21 protein-coding genes and 1 pseudogene are annotated in these 20,987 nt (G+C 73.8%); 12 read left to right on the top strand and 10 right to left on the bottom strand.

What is annotated here, in order from left to right; translation table 11 throughout:
• Position 1: 1 nt before the first annotated feature.
• From ACWGH1_RS15035 to ACWGH1_RS15025, 3 genes are all read right to left on the bottom strand, one after another.
• Positions 2–1,543, bottom strand: a complete 1,542-nt coding sequence (locus tag ACWGH1_RS15035) for a serine hydrolase (RefSeq protein ID WP_453356979.1) — start codon at positions 1,541–1,543, stop codon at positions 2–4.
• Positions 1,544–1,760: 217 nt separating this feature from the next.
• Positions 1,761–2,600, bottom strand: coding sequence for a siderophore-interacting protein (locus ACWGH1_RS15030; RefSeq protein ID WP_453356118.1), 840 nt, complete (start codon positions 2,598–2,600; stop codon positions 1,761–1,763).
• A 49-nt stretch (positions 2,601–2,649) separates the two neighbouring features.
• Complete coding sequence (locus ACWGH1_RS15025) at positions 2,650–3,555, bottom strand: 5'-3' exonuclease (protein WP_453356121.1); 906 nt, start codon at positions 3,553–3,555, stop codon at positions 2,650–2,652.
• A 156-nt stretch (positions 3,556–3,711) separates the two neighbouring features.
• On the opposite strand from ACWGH1_RS15025, the gene ACWGH1_RS15020 reads away from it, so the two are divergent.
• Together ACWGH1_RS15020 and ACWGH1_RS15015 are read left to right on the top strand one after the other, a co-directional pair.
• Positions 3,712–4,338, top strand: a complete 627-nt coding sequence (locus ACWGH1_RS15020; protein WP_453356119.1) for a helix-turn-helix domain-containing protein — start codon at positions 3,712–3,714, stop codon at positions 4,336–4,338.
• A 5-nt stretch (positions 4,339–4,343) separates the two neighbouring features.
• A complete protein-coding gene (locus ACWGH1_RS15015; protein WP_453356120.1) occupies positions 4,344–5,066 on the top strand; it encodes a helical backbone metal receptor in 723 nt (240 codons plus the stop codon).
• Between the two features lie 5 nt (positions 5,067–5,071).
• On the opposite strand, the pseudogene ACWGH1_RS15010 reads toward ACWGH1_RS15015, so the two are convergent.
• Positions 5,072–6,181: pseudogene (locus ACWGH1_RS15010) on the bottom strand (TDT family transporter); the annotation flags it as partial.
• Between the two features lie 70 nt (positions 6,182–6,251).
• Between ACWGH1_RS15010 and ACWGH1_RS15005 the strand changes: the two are divergent.
• Together ACWGH1_RS15005 and ACWGH1_RS15000 are read left to right on the top strand one after the other, a co-directional pair.
• Positions 6,252–7,175: a LysR family transcriptional regulator gene (locus ACWGH1_RS15005; protein WP_453408704.1), complete on the top strand. Its 924-nt coding sequence runs from the start codon at positions 6,252–6,254 to the stop codon at positions 7,173–7,175.
• A 91-nt stretch (positions 7,176–7,266) separates the two neighbouring features.
• Positions 7,267–7,458 carry a DUF1059 domain-containing protein gene (locus tag ACWGH1_RS15000; protein WP_453357838.1) on the top strand — a complete coding sequence of 64 codons (192 nt, stop codon included), beginning with the start codon at positions 7,267–7,269 and terminating at the stop codon, positions 7,456–7,458.
• A gap of 62 nt (positions 7,459–7,520) precedes the next feature.
• Here the strand turns inward: ACWGH1_RS15000 and ACWGH1_RS14995 are convergent, their stop codons facing one another.
• The 3 genes from ACWGH1_RS14995 to ACWGH1_RS14985 form a co-directional block, all read right to left on the bottom strand.
• Complete coding sequence (locus tag ACWGH1_RS14995) at positions 7,521–8,252, bottom strand: gamma-glutamyl-gamma-aminobutyrate hydrolase family protein (protein WP_453355115.1); 732 nt, start codon at positions 8,250–8,252, stop codon at positions 7,521–7,523.
• Between the two features lie 44 nt (positions 8,253–8,296).
• Positions 8,297–9,766, bottom strand: coding sequence for an ethanolamine permease (gene eat / locus ACWGH1_RS14990; RefSeq protein ID WP_453355114.1), 1,470 nt, complete (start codon positions 9,764–9,766; stop codon positions 8,297–8,299).
• 160 nt (positions 9,767–9,926) lie between these two features.
• Positions 9,927–10,673 carry a FadR/GntR family transcriptional regulator gene (locus tag ACWGH1_RS14985; RefSeq protein ID WP_453355113.1) on the bottom strand — a complete coding sequence of 249 codons (747 nt, stop codon included), beginning with the start codon at positions 10,671–10,673 and terminating at the stop codon, positions 9,927–9,929.
• A 77-nt stretch (positions 10,674–10,750) separates the two neighbouring features.
• On the opposite strand from ACWGH1_RS14985, the gene ACWGH1_RS14980 reads away from it, so the two are divergent.
• From ACWGH1_RS14980 to ACWGH1_RS14970, 3 genes are read left to right on the top strand one after another with little or no spacing between them, the layout of a single operon-like run.
• A complete protein-coding gene (locus ACWGH1_RS14980; RefSeq protein WP_453355112.1) occupies positions 10,751–12,124 on the top strand; it encodes a glutamine synthetase family protein in 1,374 nt (457 codons plus the stop codon).
• Positions 12,125–12,164: 40 nt separating this feature from the next.
• Positions 12,165–13,535, top strand: coding sequence for an aldehyde dehydrogenase family protein (locus tag ACWGH1_RS14975; RefSeq protein ID WP_453355116.1), 1,371 nt, complete (start codon positions 12,165–12,167; stop codon positions 13,533–13,535).
• Between the two features lie 5 nt (positions 13,536–13,540).
• Positions 13,541–14,335 carry a 3-oxoacyl-ACP reductase gene (locus tag ACWGH1_RS14970; RefSeq protein ID WP_453355111.1) on the top strand — a complete coding sequence of 265 codons (795 nt, stop codon included), beginning with the start codon at positions 13,541–13,543 and terminating at the stop codon, positions 14,333–14,335.
• A 108-nt stretch (positions 14,336–14,443) separates the two neighbouring features.
• On the opposite strand, the gene ACWGH1_RS14965 is transcribed toward ACWGH1_RS14970, so the two are convergent.
• On the bottom strand, positions 14,444–14,947 hold the full coding sequence (locus ACWGH1_RS14965) for an FBP domain-containing protein (RefSeq protein WP_453357401.1): 504 nt from the start codon (positions 14,945–14,947) through the stop codon (positions 14,444–14,446).
• Positions 14,948–15,032: 85 nt separating this feature from the next.
• Complete coding sequence (locus ACWGH1_RS14960) at positions 15,033–16,226, bottom strand: amino acid deaminase/aldolase (protein WP_453357402.1); 1,194 nt, start codon at positions 16,224–16,226, stop codon at positions 15,033–15,035.
• 176 nt (positions 16,227–16,402) lie between these two features.
• On the opposite strand from ACWGH1_RS14960, the gene ACWGH1_RS14955 reads away from it, so the two are divergent.
• Genes ACWGH1_RS14955 through ACWGH1_RS14945 form a run of 3 tightly spaced genes read left to right on the top strand, consistent with a single transcriptional unit; the run spans position 16,403 to position 19,112 of the window.
• Positions 16,403–17,194 (top strand): hypothetical protein, encoded by a 792-nt coding sequence (locus ACWGH1_RS14955; RefSeq protein WP_453408703.1) that lies wholly within the window; start codon positions 16,403–16,405, stop codon positions 17,192–17,194.
• Positions 17,191–18,369, top strand: a complete 1,179-nt coding sequence (mycP, locus tag ACWGH1_RS14950; protein ID WP_453357443.1) for a type VII secretion-associated serine protease mycosin — start codon at positions 17,191–17,193, stop codon at positions 18,367–18,369. Before ACWGH1_RS14955 ends, mycP begins: the two co-directional genes overlap by 4 nt.
• 2 nt (positions 18,370–18,371) lie before the next feature.
• The gene (locus ACWGH1_RS14945) at positions 18,372–19,112 is read left to right on the top strand and encodes an SseB family protein (protein ID WP_453408702.1); all 741 of its coding nucleotides are present in this window, start codon (positions 18,372–18,374) and stop codon (positions 19,110–19,112) included.
• A 103-nt stretch (positions 19,113–19,215) separates the two neighbouring features.
• On the opposite strand, the gene ACWGH1_RS14940 is transcribed toward ACWGH1_RS14945, so the two are convergent.
• Positions 19,216–19,593 (bottom strand): DUF1844 domain-containing protein, encoded by a 378-nt coding sequence (locus ACWGH1_RS14940; RefSeq protein WP_453357748.1) that lies wholly within the window; start codon positions 19,591–19,593, stop codon positions 19,216–19,218.
• 353 nt (positions 19,594–19,946) lie between these two features.
• Between ACWGH1_RS14940 and infC the strand changes: the two genes are divergently transcribed.
• Both infC and rpmI read left to right on the top strand, forming a co-directional pair.
• Positions 19,947–20,678 (top strand): translation initiation factor IF-3, encoded by a 732-nt coding sequence (gene infC, locus ACWGH1_RS14935; RefSeq protein ID WP_453408711.1) that lies wholly within the window; start codon positions 19,947–19,949, stop codon positions 20,676–20,678.
• 102 nt (positions 20,679–20,780) lie between these two features.
• A complete protein-coding gene (gene rpmI, locus ACWGH1_RS14930; protein ID WP_030387121.1) occupies positions 20,781–20,975 on the top strand; it encodes a 50S ribosomal protein L35 in 195 nt (64 codons plus the stop codon).
• Positions 20,976–20,987: the final 12 nt, after the last annotated feature.

Raw genomic sequence — 20,987 nt, 5'->3', positions numbered from 1 at the left:
GCTACCGGCGGGTGAAGGTGCCCAGGTGGGTGGCGTCCAGGTACTCGATGCGCAGGGTGGTGTCGGTGAAGGTGGCGCCGGTACGGCCGACGGCGTTCTCGCCGCGGGTCTCGAAGCTGAACGTGCCGCCGTCGTAGTGGGTGAGCGGGTAGCGCTGCGGCTCCGGACCGAGGGCGAGGGTGAGGCCGCTGCCGTCGGGGTTCGCGGTGACGGTGGCCTTGCCGTAGTAGGGGTTGTCGTACGTGCCGGTGTACGCGGAGTCCGCCCGGGCCGGTTTCGCGGTGGCGGGCGGGTGGGCGTAGTCGGTGTGCGAGTGGCCCGCGTCGTCCATTTTGGCGTAGAGCTGCGCGAGGAGTCCGAGCCAGTCGGCGGTGGCCTTGCCGTGCTCGGCGACGTCGAAGAAGTCGAGCGCGACGGCGTCGGCGAGACCGACCGGGGCGCCGTTGGTCAGGACGACGATGCCGAGCCGCTCCAGGGGGAGCATCGTGACGTTGGTGTTGGCGCCGAGGTCGAAGGCCCCGGAGTGGCTCAGGCGCACCCGGCCGGCGGCGTCGTAGCCGACGTTCCAGCCGAGCCCGTAGAACGAGGTCGTGCCGGTGGCGTTGACGGGCTGGGAGACGATCTCGGGGAGGTGGGTGCGGGCGAGGGTGTCGGCGGGGACGATCCGCTTGCCGTCGAGGGTGCCGCCGGAGAGCTGGAGGCGCATCCAGCGGGCCATGTCGCGGGCGGTGGAGCTGACGCCGCCGGCGGGGGCCTGGGCGTCGGGGTCGCGGACGAAGCGCGGGCTCCAGCTGCCGTCGGGGTTCTTGACGTGGGTGGCGGCGCGGTCGGGGGCGTGGGCGTACGCGGCGAACTCGGTGCTGGTACGGGTCATGCCGGCGGGCTTGAAGAGGGTGTCGTCGGAGAGCTTCTGCCAGCTGACGCCGCGGGCCCTGGCGATGGCCTCGGCGGCGGCGGTGAGGCCGAAGTTGGTGTAGGCGTAGCTCGCGCGGAAGGGGGTGAGGGGCTCCAGGCGCAGGTGGTCGAGGATGTAGGCCCGGTCGTAGCCGAGGTCTTCGAGGAGGTCCCCGGCGTGGTCGGGGAGGCCGCTGCGGTGGGAGAAGAGGTCGGCCGTCGTGACGTGGCCGGTGACCCAGGGGTCCCGCAGCGCGAAGCCGGGGAGGGAGACGTGGTCGTCCCACTGGGCGGGGTCCTTGAGGACGCCGGCGACGACGGTGGAGGAGACGGGCTTGGAGAGGGAGGCGATCTGGAAGACGGTGTCCGGGTCGACGGCCGCGCTCTCGCCGGTCTTGCGGATGCCGAAGCCCTTGAGGTGGATGACCTTGTCGTCGTGGACGACGGCGACGGAGACGCCGGGGACGCCGGTGCGGGACATCATGGCGGTGACGGTGGCGTCGAGGCGGGCCACGGCCCGGGCGACGGCGGCGTCGCTGATGAGGGGGTGCGGGGCCGGGGGCGGGGCGGGCGCCGTGGTGACTGCCGTGGTGGTCGTCGCGGCGAGGAGGGCGGCGCCGGCGGTGGCGAGTGCGTGCAGGGTACGCATGGGGTCAGTGTCCCGCTGAACGGGTGACCCCGCCTGGGGGCTGCGCCGCGCTGCGGGGGTTCGTCTGCGGAGCCGCCTCGCTGCGCGGCCCCGGCCGCGCCGGGCTTCCGGGGCTCCGCCCCGTACCCCGCGCCTCGATCGCCGGCGGGGCTGGATCGGCCCGCGCCTCGATCGGCGGCGGGGCTGGGTTTGCGCCCCGGGCTGGAGCGGCCGGGTGTCAGGCCGCGGCGGCGGGTTCTTGTTCGGCCTCGATCCTGGCGTTCCAGTCGCGCTTGATCGCTCGCCAGCCCTCGTCCGTCTGGCCCAGGCGCCAGTAGCCCGAGATGGACAGGCGTTCGCGCGGGATGCCGCGGTCCACGCGGAGGTGGTGGCGGAGGGACTTCACGAAGCCCGCCTCGCCGTGGACGAAGGCGTGGACGTCGCGCGAGGGGAACTCCAGCGCCGAGACCGCCTTCACCAGGGCCTCGCCGATCGGGCGGTCGCCGCGGTGCAGCCAGACCGGGACGACGCCGTCCGGGGTGGCGATCTTCTGTTCGTCGGCGGGGCCGTCGATCTCCACGAACGCGTGCACCACCGCGCCGGCCGGCATCCGCTCCATCGCCGCGCCGATCGCCGGCAGGGCGCTCTCGTCGCCCGCCAGCAGGTGCCAGCCCGCGGTCGGGGAGGGGGCGTAGGCCCCGCCCGGGCCGAGGAACCGGACCTCCTCGCCGGGCTGGACGGAGGCCGCCCAGGGCCCGGCCAGGCCCTCGTCGCCGTGCACCACGAAGTCGAGGGCCAGCTCCCGGTGCACCGGATCCCAGCTGCGGACGGTGTACGCCCGCTGGCGCGGCCACTCCTCGCGGGGGTGCTCGGCACGGATCCGGTCCAGGTCCCAGGGGGCGTCGTAGCGGACGCCGACCGGGGCGAAGAGGAGCTTCACGTAATGGTCGGTGAAGTCGCCCGCGCCGAATCCGGTCAGCCCGTCGCCGCCCAGCACCACCCGCACCATGTGCGGCGTCAGCCGCTCGGTGCGTACGACGACGGCGGTGCCGACTGTGCGGGCGCGTCCTTCTGCCACGGCGTCTCCCCTGACTCCACAGAAACTTAGGTTCCCCTAAGTTAGCATCTCAGCGGTGGAGTGCGCTGCCCAGCCGGGCCACGGCTCCGCCCAGGCCCCACCGGCGGGCGAGCGCCTGGACCAGCTCGGGCTGGGCGGGCGCCGCCGGAAGGGCGGGGTCGAAGGGGGGCAGCGGGACGTCCGAGGCGACCTTGACGACCTTCGGGGCGACCGCCAGGTACGGCCGGGACTCGTCCAGCCGCTTGCGCTGTGCGGGGGTCAGCTTCGACCCCGGGTCGTCGATCGCCGCGATGATCCCGGACAGGCTGCCGAACGCGTCCAGCAGCTTCGCCGCCGTCTTCTCCCCGATCCCGGGGACCCCCGGCAGGCCGTCGCTCGGGTCCCCGCGCAGCAGCGCCAGGTCCGCGTAGCCGGGGCCGTCCACCCCGTACTTCTCCCGCAGCCAGGCCTCGTCCGTCACCTGGAGCGAGCCGACGCCCTTGAGCGGGTACAGCACGCGCCGCCGCTTCCCGTCGTCGATCAGCTGGTACAGGTCCCGGTCGCCCGTGACGATGTCCACCGGGCCGGTGGCACGGGCGGTGAGCGTCCCGATGACGTCGTCCGCCTCGTACCCGGCGACGCCCACCCGGGCGATGCCGAACGCGTCCAGCGCCGCCTCGATGATCGGCACCTGCGGGGTGAGGGTGTCCGGCGTCTCCTCGACGTCGGGGCCGCCCTCCCGCTCCTGCGCGACCCGGTGCGCCTTGTAGGACGGGATGAGCTCCACTCGCCACTGGGGCCGCCAGTCGGCGTCCATGCAGGCCACCAGGTCGTCCGGGTGGTGGTCCTGGACCAGCCGGCCGATGAAGTCGAGCAGGCCGCGCACGGCGTTGACCGGCGTGCCGTCCGGGGCCTTCACGGAGTCCGGCACGCCGAAGTACGCGCGGAAGTAGAGGGAGGCGGTGTCCAGGAGCATCAGGCGTCGTGTCGTCACGCTGACGATGATGCCGCAGCCGCCCCGCCGCCCGCGGCCGGCGGCCGGTCCTGCCGTGAACGCGAATCCGGGGGCGGTTGCTGCGTAAGGTGCTTACAGCACACCGATGTGCGACGAGTGGGGGAGGGCAGCCCCGACATGAACGACAAGGACGGCAAGATCGGCACGGACGGCAGGGACGAGAAGGAGAAGGACGCCAAGGAGCAGCCGCTCCGGGTGGGCGTGGCCGTACGCAAACGGCGCCGCGCGCTCCACCTGACCCTTGCCGTCGTGTCGGCGCGCAGCGGTCTGTCCGTTCCCTTCCTGAGCCAGATAGAGAACGAGCGGGCCCGGCCCAGCATGCGTTCCCTGGAGCGGGTCGCGGACGCGCTGGAGACCACGGCCGTCGAACTGCTGGCCGCCTCCGACACGGCGCGCACGGTCGACCTCGTCCGGGCCGGGGACGACTCCGGCCTGGCGCCGGCCCCGGGCGTGCGCCCCCTGGTACGCGGGCACCACCAGCTGCACGCGCTCGAATTCAGCGGGGACCAGGACGCGGGGCGCGAGTACCAGCACCGCAACGACGAGCTGATGTACGTGGTCGCGGGTGCCTGCCAGGTGGAGGCCGAGGGGCGGGCGTACCGGCTGGAGAACGGCGACGCGCTGTTCCTGTCCGGTGGCGTGCGGCACCGCTGGCGGGCCGTGAGCGAGGACACCCGGATCCTGGTGGTGGCGGTGGGGGAGCACATCCACGCGACGTCCGAGCCGCCGTCCCCGGAGCACTGAGCGGCGTGCGGCGGATCGTCTCGCTGGTGCCCTCGCTGACCGAGGCGGTGGCGGTCAGCGCGCCCGGCCTGCTCGTCGGGGTCACCGACTGGTGTACGCACCCGGCGGACCTCGGGGGAGCGGCACGGATCGGTGGCACGAAGAACCCCGACGTGCGCGCGATCATCGCGCTGCGCCCGGACCTGGTGATCGCCAACGAGGAGGAGAACCGGGCCCCGGACCTGGCAGCGGCCCTGCGGGCGGCGGGAGTGCCGGTGCTGGTCACCGAGGTCCGGACGCTGGCGCAGGCCTTCGGCGAAATGGACCGGGTGCTGGTCGGGGCGCTGGGGCTGGCGCGGCCGGCCTGGCTGGGCGAGGCCGAGGCGGCGTGGGCGGCAGTGCAGCCGCTGGGTCCGCTGCGCGCCGTCGTACCGGTGTGGCGGCGGCCGTGGATGGTCCTGGGCCGGGACACCTTCGCCGGGGACCTGCTGGACCGGCTCGGCGTGCGCAACGTCCACGCCGGGCACGTCGAGCGCTACCCGCGGATCGCGCCGACCGATCTGGACGACGCGGGCTGTGAGCTGGTGGTCCTGCCCGACGAGCCGTACCGGTTCACGGCCGGGGACGGCCCCGAGGCGTTCCCGGACCTGCCGGCCGCCCTCGTCAGCGGCCGGCACCTGACGTGGTACGGGCCCTCGCTGGTGCAGGCTCCGGCGGTGCTGGCGCGGGCGCTGCGGGCCGCCGGCTAGCGGGGCAGCAGCCGGCCGGTGAGCAGGCCGCGCAGGGTGTGGGCGGCGGCCAGCAGCCAGGTGGCCAGCAGGGTGAGGAACAGGGCGGTGGCCAGCCAGGCGAAGGCGGTCAGGCCGGTGTGGTGGGCCAGCCCGGCGGCGCCGGTCACGCAGGTGCCGACGGGGAAGGTCAGCGCCCACCAGGTCATCGCGAACCCCATGCCGCCCCGGGCCGCCCGGACCAGCATCGCGGCGGCGAGGGCCAGCCACAGCAGGGCGAAGCCCATCACGGGTACCCCGTAGACCACGGCGAAGGCGCGGAGCGCGTCCGCGTAAGGGGCGCCGATCGACAGGGGGGCCATGTCGGCGAGCTGGTTCACGGCGGTGGTCGACTGGCCGAGGGGGCCCAGGACCAGGAACAGGGTGGGGGTCAGCGCCGGTGGCAGCGGCCCGCTCACGATCAGCCGGCCGAAGACGAGGGGGAGCATCAGCAGGGTGGCGAGCAGGCTGACGCCGAACAGGGCGTAGCAGGCCAGCAGCATCGCCTCGCGGGCCTGGCCGGCGGGCAGGTGGGGGATGAGCAGGGGGCCGAGGGCGGCGGAGACCATGGGCGAGACCAGGGGCAGCAGCCATACGGGGGTGGCCTGCGCGGGCTCGATCTGGTGCCGCACCACCATCAGGTAGGGGATGAGTACGGCCATCAGCAGACCGATCGCGGTCCCGGCGGCGTAGAGCACGGCGTCGGCGGCGACGGCCGCCGGGGTGCCGATCAGGTCCTTGCCGACGGTCATGGTGCCGCCGCCGACCGCCAGCAGGGCCATGGCCAGACACCCGTAGAAGGGGGCCACGGCGGGGTCCAGCAGGTGGGCGCGGGCCTGGTCGCGGTGGTGGAGCCAGTGCCCTGTGCGGGCGGTGAGCAGGACGGCGAGGGCCGCGGCGGACAGCGCCCAGACGAGCTGGCAGGCCACGCGCTGGCCGGGGAGCTGGTACGGGAGGGTGGCGCCCGCGTTGGCGACGATCGCCGTGCCCATCACGGAGGCGTACCAGTTGGGGCCGAGGTTGCGGAGCGCGGGGGCCTTGTGGGCCCGGGGCGCGGGTGCGGGGGTGGTGCGGGGTCGCACGAGGGTGGTGGCCATGGCTCCAGCCTCGCCGCCCGGCGCGGCCGGGAGCAGGGGGCGGTTCCGTATGAGGGCATAAACTGGGTTTATGGGTAATGAGGAACGGGTGCCGCTCGCGCACCGGGTGCCGGATCTGGGCGCGCTGGAGCTGCTGCTCGCCGTCGCGCGGGTCGGCAGCCTGAGCGGGGCGGCCCGCCGGCTGGGGATCACCCAGCCGGCGGCTAGCAGCCGGATCCGGGCGATGGAGACCCGGCTGGGGGTGGCGCTGGTGGACCGCTCGCCGCGCGGCTCGACGCTGACGGCGCAGGGCGCGCTGGTCACGGACTGGGCGCGGCGGGTGGTGGAGGCGGCCGAGGCCTTCGACGTGGGCGCGCAGGCGCTGCGCGGGCAGCGGGACTCGCGGCTGCGGGTCGCGGCCAGCATGACGATCGCGGAGTACCTGCTGCCCGGCTGGCTGATCGCGCTGCGCGGGCAGCGGCCGGGGACCGCGGTGTCGCTGCACGCGGGGAACTCGGCGGTCGTCGCCGAGCTGGTCCTCGCGCACGAAGCGGACGTGGGCTTCGTGGAGGGGCTCTCCGTGCCCGAGGGACTGGACTCGGCGGTCATCGCGCAGGACCGGCTCGTGGTGGCGGTGGCGCCGGGGCACCCGTGGGCGCGGCGCTCGCGCGGGGTGGCGGCCGAGGAGCTGGCCGCGGCCCCGCTGATCCTGCGCGAGCGGGGGTCCGGGACCCGGCAGGTGCTGGACGCGGCGCTGGCCGCGTGCGGGGGGCTGGCGCGGCCGCTGCTGGAACTGGCCTCCACCACCGCGGTGAAGTCGGCGGCGCTGAGCGGGGCGGGGCCCTGCGTGCTGTCGGAGCTGGCGGTGGGGGACGAGCTGGCGTCCCGGCGGCTGGTGGAGGTGCCGGTGGCCGGGGCGGCCCTGGCGCGGGCGCTGCGGGCGGTCTGGCCGACGGGCGCCCGCCCGGCCGGCCCGGCCCGCGACCTGCTCTCCCTGACCCGCCGCCCGGCGTGACCGAACCCATCGCGGCCGACCGGGGGCCAGTGCTCGCCACCGGGACGGTACGGGCGGACAATGGAGGCAGTCGGATCCGAGGAGGCGCGTGATGCGCAAGATGATCGACTGCCGCAAATTCCCCAGTGAATCGAACTGCAGCCTCTTCATGTCGGGCGAGGAGGCGGAACTGGTCCGCGCCGCGGAAGAGCACGCCGTGTCCGTGCACGGCCACACGGCGAGCCCGGAGCTGCGCGAGCAGCTCAAGGCGGCCATGAAGGACGAGGTCCCGCAGCACGCCTGAGCCGTCGGACGAGGGCCGGGCAGGCGCCCGAGCTGGATTACGGGTTGCCGCCCGGGCCGCGTCTAAAGGGCCGCCGGGGCCAGGGCCGCGGTGGGCGCCGTGAGGTTGAACTCCGCCGCCGCGTCGACCAGGGCGGCCATCACCCGGGTGTCCTTGTCGCGCTCGGGGTGCCACTGCACGCCCACCACCCACCGGTCCCGGTCCGGCAGCTCGATGGCCTCGACCGTGCCGTCGAGGGCGTGCGCCGAGACGACCAGCCCCTCGCCCAGCCGGTCCACCGCCTGGTGGTGGTAGGTCGGGACCTCGGCCTGCTCCGGGACCAGCGCGGCGTAACGGGTGCCGCCGACCGGGCGGACCGGGTGCCAGGACGTGACGCCCGGCGTGTCCACGTGGCCGTCGATGTGCTGGATCAGGGTGCCGCCCAGGGCGACGTTCAGCGCCTGCATGCCCCGGCAGATGCCGAGCAGCGGGGCCCCGGACTCCAGCGCGGCCCTGATCAGGGCGAGCTCCCACGTGTCACGGACCGTCGCGGGCGCGCCGGTACGGGGATCGCGCGGGGCGCCGTAGTGCACCGGGTCCACGTCCGGGCCGCCCGCGACGACCAGGCCGTCCACCCGGCTCAGCACCTCCGCCGCCCGGGACGGGTCGTCCGGGGGCAGCAGTACGGCCGTACCGCCCGCCGCCTGGACGAGTTCGTAGTACCCGGAGGGGACGAGGGACGTGGCGAGGTCCCACACGCCGTAGCGGGTGGACTCCTCCACATAGGTGGTGATGCCGATGAGCGGCCTGGGCACGGTTCTACCTCCAGGTGGACGGGGTCCGGGTCAGCGTCAGGATTTCAGTCGCGGGTCAATTCCGCCTCGGCTTCGGCCAGCGCCGCGAACTCCTCCTCGGGCGCGGACGCGACGAGCCGGCGGCGGCTGTAGAAGGCGAAGTAGGCGAGCGCGACGGCGTAGACGGCCAGCGCGATGAACGCCGCGTCCTTGTCCACCAGGAAGGTGGCGACCAGCGCCGACAGGGCCAGCACGAAGGCCACCGAGGAGGTGGCGGCGCCACCCGGTGTGCGGTACGGGCGCTCCAGGCCCGGCTCGCGGCGGCGCAGCACGATGTGGGACAGGGCCATCAGGGCGTAGGAGATGGTCGCGCCGAACACCGCGATGTTCAGCATGCGCGGGCCGTTCCCGGTGGCGGCGGCCAGCGCGAAACCGATCGCACCCGGTATCAGCAGGCCCAGGTACGGGGCCTTGCGCTTGGAGGTGAGGGACAGGAAGCGCGGCAGGTAGCCGGCCCGCGACAGGGCGAAGAGCTGCCGGGAGCCCGCGTAGATGAGGGAGAAGAAGGAGGCCACGAGCCCGGCGAGGCCGGCGTAGTTGACGAAGGTCTTGAGCCAGGACCGGCCCGGGTCGCCTTCCAGCGCCACGACCAGCGGGTTGCCCGCGTCCTTGATGGCGTCCGCACCGCGTGCGCCGGTGGAGGCCAGGAACGTCATCAGGGCCAGCAGCACCAGGATGCCCATGGAGATCGACAGCGCGCGGGGCATCGAGCGCACCGGGTCCTTGGCCTCCTCGGCCGCCAGCGGGACGCCCTCCACACCGAGGAAGAACCACATGCCGAACGGGAACGCGGCCCAGATGCCGAGGAACCCGAGCGGCAGCCACGAACTCGCGCCCGCGGCCGTGGTGTCGACGGCGATGTCGTCGAGGCGGCCCGGGTCGAACTCGGTGAAGGCGCCCAGCGCGAAGACGATGAGGGCGAGCACGGCGACGGCGGTGACCACGAGGGAGAAGCGCAGGGCCTCGCCCACCCCCCACAGGTGGATGCCGATGAACACGGCGAAGCAGGCGAGGTAGACGGGCCAGCCGGAGGTGAGGCCGAAGAGGTGCAGCGACTCGACGTAGTCGCCGATGAAGATGGAGATCGCGGCGGGCGCCAGGATGTACTCGATGAGGATGGCCGTACCGGTGAGGAAGCCGCCCCAGGTGCCCAGCGCCCGGCGGGCGAAGCCGTAACCGCCGCCCGCGGTGGGCAGGATGGCGGACAGCTCGGCGAGCGAGAACACCAGGCAGGCGTACATCGCGCCCATCAGGGCGGTCGCGATGGCGAGGCCGCCGAACCCGCCTTGGGCGAGACCGACGTTCCAGCCGGAGAAGTCGCCCGAGACGACGTAGGCGACGCCGAGGCCGGTGAGCAGCAGCCACCCGGCGCTGCCGCGGCGCAGCGTGCGGCGCTCCAGGTACGTGTCGCCGGCCTGCGGGGCCTTGGTGGATCCGGGCGCGGCGGTCAGCCGGGCCTCGATGTCGTCGGCCATGTGCGCTCCTGCCTGGGGCAAGGTGGTGCAACGGGTGATGGGGTGAGACGCGTGCAATGGTTGTGAGGCGTACCTTTGCGTCATCAGGGTGGAGCGCGCAAGTCCCCGGTGTTAAACAGGGGTTACGAAAACCTCTCGGCCGGGCGCCGCCCCGGACGGTTCACGCCAGGAAACCCCGCAGCAGTGCGGCCGTGCCGCAGCAGTGCTCGCGCATCGTCGCGCGGGCCGAGTCCGCGTCCCGCTCCAGCACCGCCTCGACCAGCACGGTGTGCTGCTGCTGCGAGTGCTCCAGGTTGCGCACCAGCAGCGGGATGCAGTCCAGCAGGTCGTTGACGGTCGCCCGGACGGCCGCGTACTGGGCCGTGAGGGTGGGCGATCCGGCCAGTTCGCACAGGGTGAGGTGGAACAGGGTGTCCTGGCGGCGGTAGTCCTGGAGCGGCGCGTCGTGGGTGGCGGCGAGGGCGCCGAGCAGCCGTTCCGTACCCTCCTCGGTGAGCCCGTGCGCGGCGCACAGGCCGGCCGCGCCCACCTCCAGGACCTCGCGGAACCGCAGCGCGTCCTCGATGTCCACCCCCGCGACCCGGCGGCGCAGCTCCTGCTCGGCGCCGCCGGCCGGCGTGTCGGGGCGGCCCAGCACAAACGTTCCGCCGTACCGGCCGCGCCGGGCCTCCACCAGGCCCTGGTCCTGCAGTACTTTCAGCACCTCGCGCAGCGTGACCCGGCTGATGCCCATCCGCTCCGCCAACTCCCGCTCGGGCGGCAGTCGTTCCCCGCCCGGCACCAGCCCCAGCCGGACCACCTGGAGGATCTGTTCCAACGCCTCCTCGAAACCGTTGCCCGCGCGCACCTGTCGCAGCACGGGATTCAGCCGTGCGATCGGGTCGCCCTCACTCGCCGTATCGGTCATCTCCGCTCCACCCCTTCCCAAGCAATGGTTCTGTTCAATACCTTAGACCCCCTCGGCTCACCGAAGGAGAGATTCCAGTGGTAGACCGCAAGCCCCCGCTCGCGCCCGAGGAGCTCCGCTCCCTGGTCGCCAGTGGTGAGATCGACACAGTCGTCCTGGCCTTCCCCGACATGCAAGGGCGGCTCCAGGGCAAGCGGTTCGCCGCACAGTTCTTCCTCGACGAAGTCCTCGCCCACGGCACCGAGGGCTGCAACTACCTGCTCGCCGTCGACACCGAGATGAACACCGTCGACGGGTACGAGATGTCCTCCTGGGACCGCGGCTACGGCGACTTCGCCATGCACGCCGACCTCGCCACCCTGCGGCGCATCCCGTGGAATCCCGGCAGCGCGTTCGTCCTCGCCGACCTCGCCTGGAACGACGGCTCGCCCGTCCTGGCCGCGCCCCGGCAGATCCTGCGCCGCCAGCTGGAACGCCTCGCCGAGCACGGGTACACCGCGATGGTCGGCACCGAGCTGGAGTTCATGGTGTTCCAGGACACCTACGAACAGGCCTGGAACTCCGGCTACCGCGACCTGACCCCCGCCAACCAGTACAACATCGACTACTCCGTCCTCGGCACCGGCCGCATCGAGCCCCTGCTGCGCCGCATCCGCAACGAGATGCAGGCCGCGGGCCTGGTCGTCGAGTCCGCCAAGGGCGAGTGCAACCTCGGCCAGCACGAGATCGTCTTCCGCTACGACGAGGCGCTCACCACCTGCGACCAGCACTCCGTCTACAAGACGGGCGCCAAGGAGATCGCCGCGCAAGAGGGGGTCTCGCTCACCTTCATGGCCAAGTACGACGAGCGCGAGGGCAACTCCTGCCACATCCACCTCTCGCTCACCGACACCGACGGACACAACGCGATGGCCGGCGACGGGAACGGCCACGAACACGGCATGTCACCGGTGATGCGCCACTTCCTGGCCGGCCAGCTGGCCGCGCTGCGCGACTTCTCCCTTCTCTACGCCCCGAACATCAACTCGTACAAGCGCTTCCGCCCCGGATCCTTCGCCCCGACCGCCGTCGCCTGGGGCGTGGACAACCGGACCTGCGCCCTGCGCGTCGTCGGCCACGGCCGCTCCATGCGCTTCGAGAACCGCCTCCCCGGCGGCGACGTGAACCCCTACCTCGCCGTCGCCGGACTGGTCGCCGCCGGGCTGTACGGCATCGAGAACCGCCTCGAACTGCCCGAGGCCTGCACCGGCAACGCCTACACCGCCGACTTCGCGCACGTCCCCAGCACCCTGCGCGAGGCCGCGGAACTCTGGGAGAACAGCGAGATCGCCAAGGCCGCCTTCGGCCCCGAGGTCGTCGCCCACTACCGCAACATGGCCCGCGTCGAACTCGACGCGTACGACTCCGCGGTCACCGACTGGGAGCTGCGCCGCTCCTTCGAACGCCTGTAACTCCCCCTACGGAAAGTCTGTGAGGCACCACGTGTCCGAAGTGCTGGCCCCTTCCGCCCTGCAAGTGCTGAATCCGGCCACCGAGGAACTCGTCGCCACCGTCCCGGCCGCCACACGGGACGACGTCGACGCCGCCGTCGCCAGAGCCGCCGTCGCACAGCGCGGCTGGGCGGCCGCGGCCCCCGCCGACCGGGCCAGGCTGCTGCGCCGCTTCGCCGCGGTGGTGGACGGACACACCGAGGAACTCGCCCGGCTGGAAGTCCGCGAAGCCGGCCACACCATCGGCAACGCCCGCTGGGAAGCGGGCAACGTACGCGACCTCCTCGACTTCGCCGCCGGGGGAGTCGAACGGCTCTCCGGCCGCCAGATCCCCGTCGCGGGCGGCATCGACGTCACCTTCCTCGAACCCCTCGGCGTCATCGGCGTGATCGCCCCCTGGAACTTCCCCATGCCGATCGCCGCCTGGGGCCTGGCACCCGCCCTCGCCGCGGGCAACGCCGTCATCCTCAAGCCCGCCGAGACCACCCCCCTCACCGCCCTGCGCCTCGCCGAACTCGCCCTCGAAGCCGGGATCCCCGAGCACCTCTTCCAGGTGCTCCCCGGCACGGGCGCCGTCACCGGCGACGCGCTGGTGGAACACCCCGGAGTCGCCAAGATCGTCTTCACCGGCTCCACCGCGGTCGGCAAGCAGATCATGTCCAAGTGCGCCGACCGGGTGAAGCGGATCACCCTCGAACTCGGCGGCAAGAGCCCCAACATCGTCTTCGCCGACGCCGACATCGAGGCCGCGGCGGCCGCCGCCCCCATGGCCTTCCTCGACAACACCGGCCAGGACTGCTGCGCCCGCACCCGCATCCTCGTCCAGCGCTCCGCCTACGACCGCTTCCTGGAGCTCGTCGCCCCCGCCGTCCAGGACGTGCGCGTCGGCGACCCCGCCGACGAGAAGACCCAGATGGGCCCGCTGATCTCGCGGACCCAGCTGGAACGGGTCCGCGGATACGTCACCGACGACCTCACCGCCATCCGCGGCACCGCCCCGGAGGGGCCCGGCTTCTGGTACCCGCCGACCCTCGTCACGGACGTCGGCCCCACCGCGCCGGTGGCCGTGGAGGAGGTCTTCGGCCCGGTCGCCGTCGTCCTGCCCTTCGAGGACGAGGAGGACGCCGTACGCCTGGCCAACGCGACCGACTACGGCCTCTCCGGCTCCCTCTGGACCCGCGACATCGGCCGCGCCCTGCGCGTCTCGCGCGCCGTCGCCGCCGGGAACCTGTCCGTCAACTCCCACAGCAGCGTCCGCTACTGGACCCCCTTCGGCGGCTACAAGCAGTCCGGCCTCGGCCGGGAGCTCGGACCCGACGCCCTGACCGCATTCACCGAGACCAAGAACGTCTTCATCAGCACGGAGGCCTGAACCCCATGTCCAGTCGAGTCAACGAAGAGCTCATCTGCCGCCGCCTGGTCGGCCGTACCGCCGTCATCACCGGCGCCGGCAGCGGCATCGGCCTCGCCACCGCCCGCCGCCTGGCCTCCGAGGGCGCCAACGTCGTCTGCGGCGACATCGACGAGACCGCCGGCAAGGCCGCGGCCGAGGAAGTCGGCGGCACCTTCGTCAAGGTCGACGTCACCAGCCCCGAGGAGGTCGAAGCCCTCTTCAAAACCGCCTTCGACACCTACGGCTCGGTCGACATCGCCTTCAACAACGCCGGCATCTCGCCGCCGGACGACGACTCCATCCTCACCACCGGCCTGGAGGCCTGGAAGCGCGTCCAGGACGTCAACCTCACCTCCGTCTACCTGTGCTGCAAGGCCGCCCTGCCCTACATGCAGCGCCAGGGCCGCGGCTCCATCATCAACACCGCCTCCTTCGTGGCGATCATGGGCGCCGCCACCTCCCAGATCTCCTACACCGCCTCCAAGGGCGGCGTCCTCGCCATGTCCCGCGAACTCGGCGTGCAGTTCGCCCGCGAGGGCATCCGTGTCAACGCCCTGTGCCCGGGGCCCGTCAACACCCCGCTGCTCCAGGAACTGTTCGCCAAGGACCCCGAGCGGGCCGCCCGGCGCCTGGTGCACATCCCGCTCGGCCGGTTCGCCGAACCCACCGAGATCGCCGCCGCCGTCGCCTTCCTGGCCAGCGACGACTCCTCCTTCGTCAACGCCACCGACTTCCTGGTGGACGGCGGCATCTCCGGCGCGTACGTCACGCCCCTGTAGGGACGCCCCGGGGGTTTCCCCCTCCGCCGTCCCCCGGCTGCCGGGCGTCGCGCGACGCCCGGCAGCCGTGCTCCGCCGTCCCCGCCCGCGACGTTCCGGCCGTCGGCGTCAGCCGGTGACCTTGGCGGTGAAGGCGTCCAGGTTCGCCTCGGCGCGCGCGACGCGCTCCTCCAGGGACAGCGTCTCCTCGTATCCGCGGGTACGCAGCTTCGGCTGCCGCTTGCCCCGCATGTAGAGGGAGCACGCCAGGTCGGCGCACAGGTACGTACCGACGCTGTTGCCCTCCCGGCCGCGGGCCCCGGCCAGGGGGGCGACGAGGAGGGCGACACCGGAGGAGGCGTGCCCGGTCAGGCATATCTGGCAGATGCTGGACTTGAAGGCGCCCGCCCGGTTCGCCCCCGGCACCCGCAGGGTGATGCCCACGGCGGAACCGTCCGCGGCGGGCCGCACGATATGGGCGCGCAGCGGCGCACCCGGATCCACCCAGCCGAGGAAGTCGAGGTCGTCCCAGGGGAGTTCGGCGAAGTCCAGGGGCAGCTTCAGCCGGGCCGCCTCGCCCTTGCTGCAGTTCACGAAGGACGAGCGGATCTGTTGTTCGGTGAGCGGGTCCATGGAAGGCACGTTACGTGCCGGTACGCACCACGGTCATCCGATATTCGCCCCGCCGGATCCGCCCCGTCCCATCCCCCCCGCCGTCTCACAGGAAGGTGCGGCCCTCGCCCCGGTAGGTGGGGACGGTGGCCGTCACCCGGTCGCCCTCGACCAGGTGCAGCGCGTCGAAGCGCTCGCACAGCTCACCGGCCTTCGCGTGGCGGAACCAGACCCGGTCCCCGATCAGCAGGTCGTCGGCCGGGGCGCCCAGCAGCGGCGTCTGCACCTCGCCCGCGCCCTCCTGCGGGTCGTAGCGCAGCCCCCGCGGCAGGTACGGCTCCGGCAGCCGGTCCGGGCCGGCCGCGCCGGAGGCCGGGTACCCGCCGCCGAGCACCGTCACCACCCCGACGCCGGGCCTGCGGACCACCGGCAGGGCGAAGAGCGCGCCCGGACGGCCCCGGAACGAGGTGTAGTTGTCGAACAGGCGCGGCACGTACAGCCCCGACCCGGCGGCGATCTCCGTGACGGCGTCCTCGGCGGCGGTGTGCTGCACGCTGCCGGTGCCGCCCCCGTTGACGAACTCCAGGTCCGGGACGACGGCCCGGACGGCCCGCACCGCCTCGGCGCGACGGGCCGCGAGCTCCCTGCGCGCCGCGGACTGCATCAGCCGGATCGCCCGGGAGCGCACCGGGCGCCCCGCGAGCAGGTCCCCGACCCCGGCGACGTGCCCCTCGTAGCCCATCAGCCCCACCACCCGGAACCCCGGCCGGGCGCTCACCGCGCGGGCGAGTGCGGCGAGCTGGGCCGGCTCGCGCAGCGGCGAACGGCGGGCCCCGACCCGGATCCTGCCGCCCAGCAGCCGCAGCGCGGTGTCCAGCTCCAGGCAGACCCGGACCTCCTCGGCGCCGCCGTCGCGGGAGCGGTCGATCAGCTCCAGCTGCGCGGGGTCGTCGACCATCACGGTCACGGCGGCGGCGAGCTTCGGGTCGCCGGCCAGTTCGGCGAAACCGGCGCGGTCGGCGGACGGATAGGCGAGGAGCACGTCCGCGAAACCGGAGCGGGCCAGCCAGATGCTCTCCGCGAGCGTGTACGACATGATCCCGGCGAACCCGGGCCGGGCCAGCACCCGTTCCAGCAGCGCCCGGCACCGCACCGACTTGCTGGCCACCCGGACCGGCTTGCCGCCGGCGCGGCGGACGAGATCGTCGGCGTTGGCGTCGAACGCGTCCAGGTCGACGATCGCCAGCGGCGCGTCGAGGTGGGCGGTGGCCGCGTCGTACCGGGCACGGTCGGAAGTCATGGCGGCAGCCTGCCACGCCGGCGTACCCGTGGGTAGGGGTCCGGCACCGTCCCTGGGCGCGTCCCGCACCGTCCCTCGGCGCGTCCCGCACCCCGGGGGACACCGCGGGCCGGTCCGCGCGACCTCGTAGAGTACGGACAAGGCCGCAGCGGACGAACGGGGGGCGGAGCCGCCGGATGACGACGTCTACACCGCTGCCCGCGGACCTCGCCGGACCCGGATCCGGCACGGCCCCCGGCCATCGCAGCCCCGCCCGCGTCACCGCCGCCGTGCTCTGCGCGCTGCTGGGCGCCGGCCTCACCGCGGGGGCCGCCGCCACCGCCTGGAGCGACCACCGCGCCGCCCAGCGCCCCCGGCCGGCCGACGCCGCCTACCGCGCGGCCGCGTCGCTGTGGCGCAACGCCCCCGTCGACCGGCTCCTGCCGCCCGTGATCGACGGCTCCGGCGACGGTCCCGGCGGCGCCGACCGGATCTGGACCAGGGTCGCGCTCGCCCCCGACGCCGACTGCGGCCCCGCCGCCCTCAACGCCGACTGGCGCGCCGCCCTGGCGCCCACCGGCTGTGCCCGCGTCCTGCGCGCCACCTACACCGACTCCACCCGCAGCTCCCTGGTCAGCGTCGGCCTGGTCTTCACCACCGCGGACCCGGCCGTCCTGGCCGGGCTGCGCGGCCACCTCCCCGCCCCCTCCGGCTACGGCTTCACCGACCCCCAGCGCGCCACCTGGGCCGCGGACGTCGCCACCCGGGCCCCGGCCGTCGTCTACGCCGTCTCCGCCTTCGCCGACGGCCGGGTCCAGGACGCGCCCCAGCCGGCCGGGGAAGCCGCCCGGCCCGCCGCCACCGGGGCGCCGGCCCAGGCGGGCCTCGGCCACGAGGCCAAGGCCGTCGCCGGGCGGGTCGAGCGGGCCGTCGAGGCCCTCGCCGCCCCGCCGGCGCCGCGCCGCACGGACCCGGAGTCCGCCCGATGAGCCGGGCCCGCACGGCCGGGACGCTGGCCCTCGCCGCCCTCCTCACCGCCGCGAGCGCGCACCCCGCGGCCGCCGACACCGTCCGCGACCGCCAGTGGGGCCTGCTCACCCTGCGCGCCGAAGAGGCTTGGGGCACCACCCAGGGCGAGGGGGTCACGGTCGCCGTCCTGGACACCGGGGTCGACGGCACCCACCCCGACCTCGCCGGCCAGGTCCTCGACGGCGCCGACCTCGTCGGCATGGGCGCCGGCCGCGGCGACCGCGCCTGGGCCCGGCACGGGACCGCGATGGCCGCCATCATCGCCGGACGCGGCCACGGCCCCGACCGCGCCGAAGGGGTGCTCGGCGTCGCCCCGCGAGCCAGGATCCTGCCGGTCCGGGTGATCCTGGAGGAGAGCGACCCCGGCCGCGCCAAGGCCCGCGACAGCAAGTCGGGCGCGCTCGCCGAAGGCATCCGCTGGGCCGCCGACCACGGGGCCGACGTCATCAACCTCTCCCTGGGTGACGACAGCGAGTCCGCCCACCACGAAGGCGCCGAGGACGAGGCCGTCCAGTACGCACTCGGCAAGGGCGCGGTGGTCGTCGCCTCCGCCGGCAACGGCGGCGAGCACGGCGACCCCGCCTCCTACCCCGCCGCCTACCCGGGGGTGATCGCGGTCGCCGCCGTCGACCGCAAGGGGCACAAGGCCGACTTCTCGACCCGGCACTGGTACGCGACCGTCAGCGCCCCCGGCGTCGACGTGGTGATCGCCGACCCCGACCGCAGCTACTACGAGGGCTGGGGCACCAGCGCCGCCGCCGCCTTCGTCTCCGGCACGGTCGCCCTGGTCAAGGCCGCCCACCCCGGCCTGTCCCCGGCGCAGATCAAGAAGCTGCTCCGGGACACCGCCGCCGACGCCCCGGCCGGCGGCCGCGACGACTCCCGCGGATACGGCACGGTGGACGCCGCCGCCGCGCTCCAGGGCGCGGACGGGCTCCGCCCGGAGGCCCCGCTGCCCACGCCCGTGGCGGCCGGGCGCCGCTACTTCGGCCCCGGTCCCGAGCAGGCCGCCCGCACCGAGCGCCGGCCCCGGCTGGGCGCCCCGGCGGCGGCGGCCGCGGGCATGGCGCTGCTGGTGGTGGCCGCCGTACTGGCCCGGCGGCCGCGCGGCCCGCGGCGGGATAGGGTCGGTTAACTGTGGCGAACAAGAACATTCCCGACCCCGGTTTCTCCGACGACGACGGCTCCGCCGATCCCGCACTGAGCGCGGCCCTGGCCGCCTGGGCGCAGGACCGCTCGGCCGAACCGCAGGTGCTGGCCGCGCTCAAGGGCGCCCGCCTGCTGGTCCCCGTCGTCGCCATGCTGGGCGAGGCCGAGACCGACCCGGAGACGGGCCTGAGGCGTGAGAAGACCAGCGACATGGCCGTTCCGACGCTGACCGCGGGCAACCGCCGCGCGCTGCCCGCCTTCACCTCGACGGCCTCGCTGGCCCTGTGGGACGCGGCGGCCCGCCCGGTGGCGGTCCCGCTGCACCAGGCGCTGGCGGCCGCGGCGCACGAGAAGGCCGACACGATCGTGCTCGACCTGGCCGGTCCCGTCCCGTACCAGCTCACCGGCCCGGCCCTGCTGGCCCTCGCGGAGGGCCGTACGGACCCCGACCCGCTGGCGGACCCGGCCGTGCGCGAGGCCGTACGGGCGGCGGTGGCCGGGGAGCCCGACGTACTGCGCGCCCACCTCGGCCCCGGCGGCGCCGGCTCCGACGGCACCCTCGCGATCGTGCCGGCCTCCGACGCGGGCGGCCCCGCCGCCGCCCGGCGGGTCGCCGAGGCGCTCGCGGCCGACGAGACCCTGCGCGGCCGGCTGGTGCGCGGCCTGGACCTGGCCCTGCTGCCGTCGGCCGCGGCGGCGCCGCCGGGGGAGCCGCTCTTCGCCCGCTGAGGCGCCGGCCGGGTACGCGGGGCGGGCGTACGTACGGCGAAGGGCCGGGACTGCCGCATGGCGGCGGTCCCGGCCCTTCGGGGTCGGTGGAGGGCCCGGGCCCTTAGGCGTACACCGGACCCGTGAACTTCTCGCCCGGCCCCTGGCCCGGCTCGTCCGGCACGATCGAGGCCTCGCGGAAGGCGAGCTGGAGCGACTTGAGGCCGTCGCGCAGCGGGGCCGCGTGGAAGGAGCTGATCTCGGTGGCGCTCGCCGTGACCAGGCCGGCGAGGGCGGTGATCAGCTTGCGGGCCTCGTCGAGGTCCTTGTGCTCGGAGTCGGGCTTGTCCAGCCCCAGGTTGACCGCCGCGGCGCTCAGCAGGTGCACGGCCACCGTGGTGATCACCTCGACGGCGGGCACGTCCGCGATGTCGCGGGTCATGGCGTCGTAGTCGGGGGCCTGGCCGGCCTCGGTGGCGGGGGTGGGGGTCGCGTCAGTCATGCTTCACACGATAAGCCGGGCCGCGCCGCCCGCTGACCGCCCGCTCCCGGGTGAGCGGCTCTGGCGCGGAATGCTATATTGGGCTACGACCGGCCGGAGACCTATGTCCCCGGCCCACAAGTGGAGGCTCCGATTCTCCCACCTGACCGCCTTCCGGGGCGGCGGGTCACCGGTCAGGCGGTATCCATCGTTCCGTACGGACGATGGAAAGCCGCCCGAGTCTGCGCCCCGCGGTTCACGCGACGGTGCTCCGGTTGTGTTGGAGCCCCTGCCTGTGTCCCGGCGGGGCTTTTTTCATTCCCGCCGCGGCCGGTCTGACGACACCAACGTCAACGGCTGTCTGCCAGGCAGCCGTGTGGTGCTACCGAGGAGGATCCATCAGCACCGAGCCCCGCATCAACGACCGGATTCGCGTTCCCGAGGTACGACTCGTCGGTCCCAGCGGCGAGCAGGTCGGCATCGTGCCGCTTGCCAAGGCGCTTGAGCTCGCGCAGGAGTACGACCTCGACCTGGTCGAGGTCGCGGCGTCCGCACGCCCGCCGGTCTGCAAGCTCATGGACTACGGCAAGTTCAAGTACGAGTCGGCCATGAAGGCCCGTGAGGCGCGCAAGAACCAGGCGCACACGGTCATCAAGGAAATGAAGCTCCGGCCGAAGATCGACCCGCACGACTATGACACCAAGAAGGGTCACGTCGTTCGGTTCCTCAAGCAGGGCGACAAGGTCAAGATCACGATCATGTTCCGTGGTCGCGAGCAGTCCCGGCCGGAACTCGGCTACCGACTGCTGCAGCGCCTCGCCTCGGACGTCGAGGACCTCGGGTTCATCGAGTCGAACCCGAAGCAGGACGGCCGAAACATGATCATGGTTCTCGGTCCGCACAAGAAGAAGACCGAGGCGATGGCCGAAGCCCGCGAGGCGCAGGCCGCCCGCAAGGCCGAGCGCCAGGGCGTCGCTCCCGCCGGCGAGGAGGCTTCCGAGGAAGCCGACACCGCCGTCGAGGCCGACGCAAACGAGGCAGACGTCTCCGCCGAGGCCGCCTCCGACGAGGCGGACACCTCCCACGAGGCTTCTGCCGAGGCCTGATCCCGGGGCAGCCCGCCTCGGAATCACCGACACAACATGACGCTCCCGTCAGCCGGTCCCCAGGACCGGCGGGAGCGCCACCGACGAGGAGATAACGGCGCTATGCCGAAGAACAAGACGCACAGCGGTTCCAAGAAGCGCTTCAAGATCACCGGCTCCGGCAAGGTGCTCCGTGAGCGCGCCGGCAAGCGCCACCTGCTCGAGCACAAGTCGTCCCGTGTCACCCGCCGCCTGACCGGCACCGCGGAGATGGCCCCCGGCGACGCCGCGAAGATCAAGAAGCTTCTCGGCAAGTGACGTACTCCGCTC

Source organism: Streptomyces sp. NPDC054883 (assembly GCF_053610645.1).
Note: the sequence above shows the minus strand (reverse complement) of the source record. Positions and strands in the feature narration are given on the sequence as shown.

Bases quoted from the DNA above. Each gene is read 5' to 3' on its own strand.
- ACWGH1_RS15000 (WP_453357838.1), top strand. From the start codon at position 7,267: ATGCGCAAGATGATCGACTGCCGCAAATTCCCCAGTGAATCGAACTGC.
- ACWGH1_RS15035 (WP_453356979.1), bottom strand. From the start codon at position 1,543: ATGCGTACCCTGCACGCACTCGCCACCGCCGGCGCCGCCCTCCTCGCC.
- ACWGH1_RS14940 (WP_453357748.1), bottom strand. From the start codon at position 19,593: ATGACTGACGCGACCCCCACCCCCGCCACCGAGGCCGGCCAGGCCCCC.
- ACWGH1_RS15025 (WP_453356121.1), bottom strand. From the start codon at position 3,555: ATGCTCCTGGACACCGCCTCCCTCTACTTCCGCGCGTACTTCGGCGTG.
- ACWGH1_RS15020 (WP_453356119.1), top strand. From the start codon at position 3,712: ATGAACGACAAGGACGGCAAGATCGGCACGGACGGCAGGGACGAGAAG.
- eat (WP_453355114.1), bottom strand. From the start codon at position 9,766: ATGGCCGACGACATCGAGGCCCGGCTGACCGCCGCGCCCGGATCCACC.
- ACWGH1_RS14985 (WP_453355113.1), bottom strand. From the start codon at position 10,673: ATGACCGATACGGCGAGTGAGGGCGACCCGATCGCACGGCTGAATCCC.
- ACWGH1_RS14965 (WP_453357401.1), bottom strand. From the start codon at position 14,947: ATGGACCCGCTCACCGAACAACAGATCCGCTCGTCCTTCGTGAACTGC.
- ACWGH1_RS14970 (WP_453355111.1), top strand. From the start codon at position 13,541: ATGTCCAGTCGAGTCAACGAAGAGCTCATCTGCCGCCGCCTGGTCGGC.
- ACWGH1_RS14955 (WP_453408703.1), top strand. From the start codon at position 16,403: ATGACGACGTCTACACCGCTGCCCGCGGACCTCGCCGGACCCGGATCC.
- rpmI (WP_030387121.1), top strand. From the start codon at position 20,781: ATGCCGAAGAACAAGACGCACAGCGGTTCCAAGAAGCGCTTCAAGATC.
- mycP (WP_453357443.1), top strand. From the start codon at position 17,191: ATGAGCCGGGCCCGCACGGCCGGGACGCTGGCCCTCGCCGCCCTCCTC.
- ACWGH1_RS14960 (WP_453357402.1), bottom strand. From the start codon at position 16,226: ATGACTTCCGACCGTGCCCGGTACGACGCGGCCACCGCCCACCTCGAC.
- ACWGH1_RS15005 (WP_453408704.1), top strand. From the start codon at position 6,252: ATGGGTAATGAGGAACGGGTGCCGCTCGCGCACCGGGTGCCGGATCTG.